The 8,797-nt window shown below is 66.3% G+C and carries 9 protein-coding genes; 4 read left to right on the top strand and 5 right to left on the bottom strand.

The window, feature by feature from the left end; all coding sequences use genetic code 11:
• Window positions 1-165 precede the first annotated feature (165 nt).
• The 5 genes from RR928_RS20015 to RR928_RS19995 form a co-directional block, all read right to left on the bottom strand.
• On the bottom strand, window positions 166-1,653 hold the full coding sequence (locus RR928_RS20015; protein ID WP_332683934.1) for an NAD(P)(+) transhydrogenase (Re/Si-specific) subunit beta: 1,488 nt from the start codon (window positions 1,651-1,653) through the stop codon (window positions 166-168).
• A complete protein-coding gene (locus tag RR928_RS20010) occupies window positions 1,650-1,988 on the bottom strand; it encodes an NAD(P) transhydrogenase subunit alpha (RefSeq protein WP_213306871.1) in 339 nt (112 codons plus the stop codon). The genes RR928_RS20015 and RR928_RS20010 overlap by 4 nt, the downstream gene beginning before the upstream one ends.
• Window positions 1,989-2,037: 49 nt before the next feature.
• Window positions 2,038-3,153, bottom strand: coding sequence for a Re/Si-specific NAD(P)(+) transhydrogenase subunit alpha (locus RR928_RS20005; RefSeq protein ID WP_332549260.1), 1,116 nt, complete (start codon window positions 3,151-3,153; stop codon window positions 2,038-2,040).
• Between the two features lie 188 nt (window positions 3,154-3,341).
• Window positions 3,342-4,667, bottom strand: a complete 1,326-nt coding sequence (locus RR928_RS20000) for a serine hydrolase domain-containing protein (RefSeq protein ID WP_332539162.1) — start codon at window positions 4,665-4,667, stop codon at window positions 3,342-3,344.
• A gap of 88 nt (window positions 4,668-4,755) precedes the next feature.
• Window positions 4,756-5,244, bottom strand: coding sequence for a DUF421 domain-containing protein (locus tag RR928_RS19995; RefSeq protein ID WP_332539163.1), 489 nt, complete (start codon window positions 5,242-5,244; stop codon window positions 4,756-4,758).
• Window positions 5,245-5,515: 271 nt separating this feature from the next.
• Between RR928_RS19995 and RR928_RS19990 the strand changes: the two genes are divergently transcribed.
• From RR928_RS19990 to RR928_RS19975, 4 genes are all read left to right on the top strand, one after another.
• Complete coding sequence (locus RR928_RS19990) at window positions 5,516-6,040, top strand: low affinity iron permease family protein (protein ID WP_332539164.1); 525 nt, start codon at window positions 5,516-5,518, stop codon at window positions 6,038-6,040.
• A gap of 153 nt (window positions 6,041-6,193) precedes the next feature.
• Complete coding sequence (locus tag RR928_RS19985; protein ID WP_332539165.1) at window positions 6,194-7,054, top strand: ABC transporter permease subunit; 861 nt, start codon at window positions 6,194-6,196, stop codon at window positions 7,052-7,054.
• The gene (locus tag RR928_RS19980; RefSeq protein WP_332683928.1) at window positions 7,051-7,767 is read left to right on the top strand and encodes an ABC transporter ATP-binding protein; all 717 of its coding nucleotides are present in this window, start codon (window positions 7,051-7,053) and stop codon (window positions 7,765-7,767) included. The genes RR928_RS19985 and RR928_RS19980 overlap by 4 nt, the downstream gene beginning before the upstream one ends.
• Before the next feature lie 32 nt (window positions 7,768-7,799).
• Window positions 7,800-8,797 (top strand): NrtA/SsuA/CpmA family ABC transporter substrate-binding protein (locus RR928_RS19975; protein ID WP_332539167.1); only part of this gene is annotated, 998 nt, incomplete at its 3' end.

Here is an 8,797-nt window from a genome sequence, read left to right as displayed (position 1 = left end):
CAGCCTGCCGTTGCCGGTAGCGCTGTGTTCGAAGCGGAGTGCAAATGTAGCACAGGGGAAAAGCCCTGGCCATGATTTTTCATCAATTTTTCACTTTTCGCCCTGCGCTTTGGCAAAAAAGGCGGCGCCCTGAGGGCGCCGCCTTTAGATCAGCCCTGACCGCAGCTATTCAATTGCCTTGACCATGTCTTCGACCACCTTCTTGGCGTCGCCAAAGACCATCATCGTCTTGTCCATATAGAACAGCTCGTTGTCCAGCCCCGCATAGCCCGACGCCATGCTGCGCTTGTTCACGATCACCGTCTTGGCCTTGTAGGCTTCGAGAATCGGCATGCCGTAGATCGCACTGCCTTTGACATGGGCCGCAGGATTGACCACATCGTTGGCGCCCAGAATGATGGCGACATCGGCCTGACCGAACTCGCCGTTGATGTCCTCCATCTCGAACACCTGGTCGTAAGGCACTTCGGCTTCCGCCAGCAGCACGTTCATATGCCCTGGCATGCGCCCGGCGACGGGGTGGATCGCGTATTTGACGGTGATGCCGCGGTCGGTGAGCTTCTGTGCCAATTCCTTGACTGCATGCTGGGCGCGTGCCACGGCCAGGCCGTAGCCGGGAACGATGACCACGGTTTCCGCATTGCCCAGCACGAAGGCCGCGTCGTCGGCACTGCCCGACTTGACCGGGCGCTGTTCCTTGGACGCGCCCGAAGCCGTGACCGCCTGCGCGCCGAAGCCGCCCAGCAGCACGCTGAAGAACGAGCGGTTCATCGCTTTGCACATGATGTAGCTCAGGATGGCGCCCGAGCTGCCGACCAGCGAGCCGGCAATGATCAGCATGCTGTTGTTGAGCGAGAAGCCGATGCCGGCCGCCGCCCAGCCCGAGTAGCTGTTGAGCATGGACACCACCACCGGCATGTCGGCGCCGCCAATCGGAATGATGATCAGCACGCCCATGACAAAGGCCAGCGCCAGCATCGCGAAGAATGCGGTCCAGCTCTCGGTGGCGACAAACAGCAGGCCCAGCCCCAGCGTCAGCAGACCCAGCGCCAGGTTGAGCCAGTGCTGGCCCGCGAACTGCACCGGAGCGCCCTGGAACAGACGGAACTTGTACTTGCCCGACAGCTTGCCGAAGGCAATCACCGATCCGCTGAACGTAATGGCGCCAATGGCAGCGCCCAGGAACAGCTCGAGGCGGTTGCCATAGGGAATGGCCGGCACCACCATGCCTTCGAACACCACCGACCCTGCGGGAGTGTTGGCACCGAGCACGGCGGCCACGGGCGCAGCCGTGATACCGAAGGCCCAGGGCTCGGCAACGGCGGCGACGCCAATGAACACTGCGGCCAGGCCGATCATGCTGTGCATGAAGGCCACCAGCTCGGGCATCTTGGTCATTTCCACGCGTTGGGCCATCAGCGTGCCGGCCGTGCCGCCCACCAGCAGACCGAGCAGCACCCAGCCCAGGCCCAGCACCGCGCCGCCGGCCAGCTGCACGATCAAGGCCGCAGTGGTCAGCACGGCAATCAGCATGCCGGTCATGCCGAACACATTGCCGCGAATCGATGTCGTCGGATGCGACAGCCCCTTGAGCGCCTGGATGAAGCAGACGCTGGCCACCAGATACAGCAGCGTGACGAGGTTCATGCTCATTGGGCGCCCCCTTCGTTCTTCTCTGCGCTCGCAGCGGCGGGCTTGCGCTCCTTCTTCTTGAACATCTCGAGCATGCGCCGGGTGACGAGAAAGCCGCCAAACACATTGACCGCGGCCAGCGCCACGGCCAGCACGCCCATGGTCTTGCCCAGCGTGGTTTCGGTCAGCGCGGCAGCGAGCATGGCACCGACGATGACGATGGCGGAGATCGCATTCGTGACCGCCATGAGCGGCGTGTGCAGCGCGGGTGTGACGGTCCAGACCACGTGGTAACCCACATAGATGGCCAGCACAAAGATGATGAGATTGATCAGCGTCGGGGAGACAGCGTCCATGGGACCTCCAGGTCAGCGAAGAGGGTGCAGAAAGGATAAAGAGCGGCGATCAGGCGCCGCGCCGCAGCTGGCCCTGATGCGCCATCAGGCAGGCGGCAACGATGTCGTCCTCGAGGTCGACCCGCAGTCCTTCGGGCGTCAGGATGAGCTTGAGGAAGTCGAGCACGTTACGCGCATACAGCGCCGAGGCATCGGCCGCGACCAGCGCCGGCAGATTGGTCTCGCCTATCAGCAGCACGCCATGCCTGAGCACGGTCTGGTCGGCTTCGGTCAGCGGACAGTTGCCGCCCTGCGCCGCTGCCAGATCGACAATCACCGAGCCGGGCTTCATCGACTGCACCATTTCCTCGGAGACCAGCACCGGCGCCGCGCGTCCGGGAATCAGGGCGGTGGTGATCACCACGTCGGCCTGGGCAACGCGCTTGGCGACTTCGACTTTCTGGCGCTCCAGCCAGCTCGCGGGCATGGGCCGCGCATAGCCGCCCACGCCTTCTGCGGCTTCCTTTTCCTCGGCGGTCTCGTAGGGCACTTCAATGAACTTGGCGCCCAGCGATTCGACCTGCTCCTTGACGCTGGGACGCACGTCCGAGGCTTCGATCACCGCGCCCAGACGCTTGGCCGTGGCAATCGCCTGCAGCCCGGCAACGCCCACGCCCAGCACGACCACGCGCGCGGCCTTAACGGTGCCGGCGGCGGTCATCAACATGGGAAAGAAACGCTGGTAGGCATTGGCCGCGATCATCACCGCCTTGTAGCCCGCGATATTCGCTTGCGAAGAGAGCACGTCCATGCTCTGCGCGCGCGTGGTGCGCGGCGCGGCTTCCAGCGCATAGGCGGTCACGCCGGCCGCGGCGAGCCGCTGCAGGCCGGGCTGGTCAAACGGATTGAGCATGCCGACGATGGTGCTGCCGGCGCGCAGCCAGGGCACTTCCGCTGCGGTGGGGCCGCGCACCTTGAGCAGCAGGTCGGCCTGCCAGGCGCCGGCGGCATCGCTGATCTCGGCTCCGGCGGCGGCATAGGCTTCGTCGGTCACGCTGGCGGCCAGACCGGCCCCCGACTCGACGCGCAGCAGATGCCCTAGGGCCTTGAGTTTCTTGACTGTCTCCGGGGTCACGGCAACGCGGGCTTCACCCGCTACCGTCTCGCTGGGTACACCTATCAGCATCGGTCGTCCTCTCAAGTTGGCTTTTCTCAACGCATCACCTGCCCGATTGCCGGCGTGCGCCTTGTCTTCCATCTTCTTGCGGGAGCAGTGCGAAGTTGCGACCGGGCCAAAGCCCGCGCCCGAACACTGCGCCGCGCCATCTTACCCGGCAGCACCCGTTGCGCCAGGCCGCAGCTGGCGCGCAGGCGTCAGCGCGGCGTCCTGCCCAGATGCCTTGCCAGCGCGTCAAACGCCGGCAGCGTCGTCGGATCGTTTGCCGAGTTGCTGGCCACGGGGTGCGATGCATAGCGCACGATGACCACCGCCGCCTGCGGGTTCACGTAGATGCGCTGGCCGTGCACGCCGCGCGCCATGAACGCGCCGTCGTCCTGGTGGGTGACCCACCACATGTTGCGATAGCTCCAGCCGGGCAGCAGCGCGTAGCCGGCCTTGGCAAACGCCGCGCGATCCCCGCCGCGGCGGATGTCCTCCACCACGGCCTTGGGAATGATCTGCTGGCCCTGGAAGCGGCCGTTGTTGCGCAGCAGCTCGCCAAAGCGCGCCAGGTCGCGCAGGCCGGTGTTCAGACCGCCGCCGGCAAAAGGCGTGCCCGTGGAATCGACTGTGATGTAGGCGTCCTGCTCCGCGCCCATGCGGCTCCAGATGCGCTCCGACAGCAGCTCGGCGACGTTGCGCCCGGTGGCGCGCGCAATGATCCAGCCCATCACATCGGAGTTCACGGTCTTGTAGGCAAAGGCGGCGCCATGCTCGCCTTGCGGCTTGACGGTCTGCAGGTATTCGTAATAGCTACGCGGGCCCTGGTAGTCCTTGGGCTTGGGCAGCGGGTTGCCAGCCTGTGAGAACGCCCAGACTTCGGCGTTCGGGTCGGCATAGTCCTCGCTGTACTGCAGCCCGGTGGTCATGTCGAGCACCTGGCGCACGCTGGCATTGCCAAAGGCCGACGACGCCAGTTCGGGCACATAGTCGGCCACGCGCTTGTCGGCGTCGAGCTTGCCCTCGGCGACCAGCATCGCGCCCAGCGTGCCGGTGACGGATTTGGTGACCGACATCGCCGCGTGCTGGCCGCGCTCGCCCAGCGCGCCGAAATAGCGCTCGTAGACGATGCGGCCATGGTGCAGCACCACGATGCCGTCGGTGTAGTTGGCGGCAAGCGATTCGGCCCAGGTCATGGGCGCCTGGCTGCCCAGCGGCACAAAGCGCAGGCCGTCGATGTCCTTGCGCAGCGCGCGCGGCAGCGCCACGGGCGCGCCCAGGCCGCGCGAAATGTTGAGCGTGGGCATCAACTGGCGGAAGTGCGCCACGCTCCAGCGCATTGCCGGAAACTGGAAGTAGCTGCCGTCGTCGAAGCGCAGTTGCTTGTCGGGCGGCGGCGGCGCGCCCACCATCCAGCCTAGCCGTGCCGGGTCGCTGGCGGCAGCGTCCAGCGGTTCGGGCTGCGCCGCGCGCACCGGGCTGATCGCGGCCAGCGCCAAAAGGGCGACAGCGGTGGTGATGGAGGGCACTGAATACTGCATGGGGTTTCCCTTGGTGGAACAACGCAGGGAAGGTCGACGGCGAAAGCCGCACCCGCCCCTGCAACCCCTAGTGTTGGCGGCATCTAGCTCATCGGTCAATAGGCGCGCTCGACTCCCCCGAGCGCTGCAGTATGCTGATCTGCCCGTCGGCTTCGAGGAAAGCGAATTTCAGATCCTGGCGATCGCAGTCGGCCTCGCGCAGGGAACGCTCCAGATCGCACAGCGGCACATGGTGCTTCTTGAGCACGTCCTCGAAGATCACGCCATCGCGCCCTATCAGCACCGGCCGCCCCTCGACCCACTGCTGCACGCGCGCGCTGCGCGCCGAGATCGCGGCCACCAGAACGTTGAGCGCAATCAGCGTTGCCGCGGACAGCAGGCCGCCGCCCACCGAGGTTTCGTTGCCCGCAAGGCCGCTGGACACCGACTCGCTCAGCAGCATCACGACCAGCAGATCGAACGGCGTGAACTGGCCCACCGTGCGCCGCCCTGAAAGCCGCACCAGAACCAGCAGCGCAAGGTACACCACGCTGGCGCGCAGCGGCAGCTCCCACCACGGGCCCTCCAACTGAAACATAGGCATCTCCGGCAAATGAAGAAGGAAAAAAGTCGCACGCAAAAGACGCTTCGCTGCCAACCCAGCCACTGTGGTCAACTGCGCGTGGCGGCGATGTAGGACTTAGGCCTCCCCGCAGTAGGCAGACTTCCTGACCTGATGGCCAGGGGACCGGCTTCAAAATGGGCGCTCGCCTCCTAGAGAGACAGCGCGGTGCTGCGCATCGCCCATCGCTGCCCGCCTGCACCGCAGGGCCGGGGCCGCATATCCCATGACGCAAGGAAGAGGCCTTATGCCGGAACAAAAACTCGACACCCCTGACGGTACCGATGCCCTGGGCTCCATGCCGTCGACCAACAGCCCCTCGTACGCGACCCACTCCGGCCTGCAGACCGCTTTTGACCATTTCGCCTCGCGCGTCACGCGCTGGGCCGGCTCGCCCACCATGTTCTGCCTCGCGCTGGGCGTGGTGCTGGTCTGGGCGCTGATGGGGCCCGCATTCAACTACTCCGAGAACTGGCAGCTGGTCATCAACACGCTGACCACCATCGTGACCTTCCTGATGGTGTTTCTGATCCAGCAAAGCCAGAACAAGGACAGCGTGGCCGTCCATCTCAAGCTCAACGAATTGCTGGCCGCCAACCGCCACGCCAGCAACCGCATGATAGGCATCGAAGACCTCGACGAACAGGATCTGCGCGAAGTCGCCGACTTCTACACCCGCCTGGCCGACCGCGCAAAACAGGTGGGCAGCGACCGCCGGGCCTATTCGATAGACGACGAAGGAATGCCCGAGCGGCTGGACCGAACAAGCTAGCGCCAGGCAAGCCGCGGCGCGCGCCGACGGCGAGCGCACCCGGGGCGACGAGCCCCCAAAACATGTATTTTTTCTATATTAGAACGATTTAATTATTTCGATTTCGGATGACTTGACTCTAGTCTGCAGGCTCTTGCCCATCGGAAAGAGTCCATGTCTTCCTTGCCGTTCTCCCCTGCAGTTCCTGCGGGTGCCGCCGCCCATCATGCAGAGCGCGCCCGGCCGTCGCCACGGCGGCTGAGCGCCGCAGCGCTGCTAGCCATCTCGTGGCTGGCGCCCGCCCTGCTGGTGCTCATCTGGGAACTCGCGGCGCGCGCCGGCCAGGTTTCGCCCCAGGTGCTGCCCGCGCCCAGCAAGATCGCGGCCACGGCCTGGGACCTGATACAGCAGGGCCGGCTGATCAGCGACCTGTTCACCAGCCTGCTGCGCGCCGCCACCGGCTTCGTGATTGGCGGCAGCCTAGGCTTTGCGCTGGGCACGGCCGTGGGCTTTTCCCGGCTCGCCGAAGCCCTGCTGGACCGCAGCATACAGATGGTGCGCGCCGTCCCCTTTCTGGCGGTGCTGCCGCTGGTGATCGTCTGGTTCGGCGTGGACGAAGGCGGCAAGATCTTCCTGGTGTCGCTGGGCGTGATGTTTCCGATCTACATCAACACGGTGCTGGGAATCCGCCAGGTCGATCCCAAGCTGCTGGAGCTGGGCAAGGTGACCGGCCTGAGCAATGGCCAGCTGATACGCCGCATCGTGCTGCCGGGCGCTCTGCCCTCCATCCTGGCAGGGGTGCGCTATGCGCTGGCCGTGGCCTGGCTCGCGCTGGTCGTGGCCGAAACCATTGCCACCAGTTCGGGCATAGGCTTCCTGGCAATGGACGCGCGCGAGTTCCTGCGCACCGACGTGATCGTGCTGACCATACTGATCTATGCGGGGATAGGGGTGCTGTCCGATGCCGTGGCGCGCCTGCTCGAGCGCCGGCTGCTGGCCTGGCATGCCAACTACGCCGCGGGAGGCCGCCGATGAACAGCGCCGACATTGCCGTCGATGTGCACGGCCTGCGCCGGCGCTACGGCGAGCGCACCGTGATCGATGGCCTGGACCTGCGCATCCGCCGCGGCGAGTTTGTCGTGCTGCTGGGCGAAAGCGGCTGCGGCAAGACCACGCTGCTGCGCGCCCTGGCCGGGCTGGACGCGGTGGACGGCGGCCGCATCGACGGCCCGCGCCAGCCGGCCGTGGTGTTCCAGGAGCACCGTCTGCTGCCCTGGGACACGCTGTGGCGCAACGTGGCGCTGGGCCTCGATGACGCCACGGGCCGGCCGCTGGCCGAAGCCGCGCTGGCGGAAGTCGGCCTGGGCGACCGGCTTGACGACTGGCCGCGCAATCTCTCCGGCGGCCAGGCCCAGCGCGTGGCGCTGGCCCGGGCGCTGGTGCGCGAACCGCGCCTGCTGCTGCTTGACGAACCCTTTGCCGCGCTGGACGCGCTCACCCGCATACGCATGCAGGGCCTGGTCAAGCAACTGGTCGCGCGCCACCGGCCCGGCGTGCTGCTCGTGACCCATGATGTGGACGAAGCCGTGGCGCTGGGCGACCGGGTGCTGGTGATGCGCGCCGGCGCCATCGCCAGCGAGTACGCGGTGCCGCCACAGGCCAACACGCACCGCGCCCACCCCGATGCCGTGGCCCTGCGCGAACGCCTGCTGGGCGAGCTGGGCGTGGCCTCCGACGCGCTCGCCTAATCCTGAATTTCCTTGCTTTCACCTGGACCACCATGCCCTTCGACGCTTCATTTTCCCCTTCCCGCCGCAGCCTGGTACAGGCTGCATTGATCGGTGCCGGCGCCGCTGCCGTACTGCCCGTCCATGCCCAGAGCGCCAGGCGCAGACCCGGCCGCAGCACCGACACCGTGCGCCTGGGCTGGGGCCGCGGCGGCCTGCCGCTGCTGGCCAAGGTGCGCGGCGATTTCGCGAAACAGCTGGCGCGCGACGGCATCAAGGTCGAATGGATTGGCCCGTTTCCCAACCATGCGCCTTCGCTGCAGGCCGTCACCGGCGGCAGCGCCGACTTTGGTTTTGGCGGCAGCACCACGCCCGCGCTGGCCGCGATGCTGGCCGGCTCGCCGCTGGTGTTCACCCAGTTCGCCGTGGTCGAGCCGCGCAGCACGGCCATCATTGCCAAGGACGGCTCGGGCATAGACAAGGTCAGCGATCTGATCGGCAAGTCGGTTGCGGTCAATCGCTCGGGCCTGGGCGAATTCCTGCTGGTGGCGGCGCTGGAAAAGCACGGCATAGACCGCAGCAAGGTGAAGTTCGTCTACCTCAATCCGCCCGATGCCGGCCCGGCGTTCGCCCAGGGAAAGATCGATGCCTGGTCGATGTGGAGCCCGGCCGTCGACATCGCACGCGCCGAATACAAGGCGCATGACGTGTTCTTCGAAGGGCGTGATCTCGACTTTCTGATCGACTTCAACTCCTTTGTCACCACGCGCCGCTTCTCCGAAGAGAACGCCGAGATCGTGCGCGCGGTCAACGCCGCCTACGCCGCCGAAGCCCAATGGGCCGGAGCCCATGCGCTCGAGGCCGAGACCCTGGCGCAAAAGGAAGCCGGCTACAGCGACGCGGTGCGCGACCAGCAGGCGAGCTACCAGCGCCGCTGGGAGATCCACGGCGTGCAGGACACCGCTTTCCTGCAGAAATTCCAGAAGGCCGCCGACTGGCTTTCGGACCGCAAGATCCTGCCGCAAAAAGTCGCGGTCAAAGACCACCTCGC

This window comes from Comamonas sp. (assembly GCF_036666375.1).
Classification (GTDB): domain Bacteria; phylum Pseudomonadota; class Gammaproteobacteria; order Burkholderiales; family Burkholderiaceae_C; genus Comamonas.
Note: the sequence above shows the minus strand (reverse complement) of the source record. Positions and strands in the feature narration are given on the sequence as shown.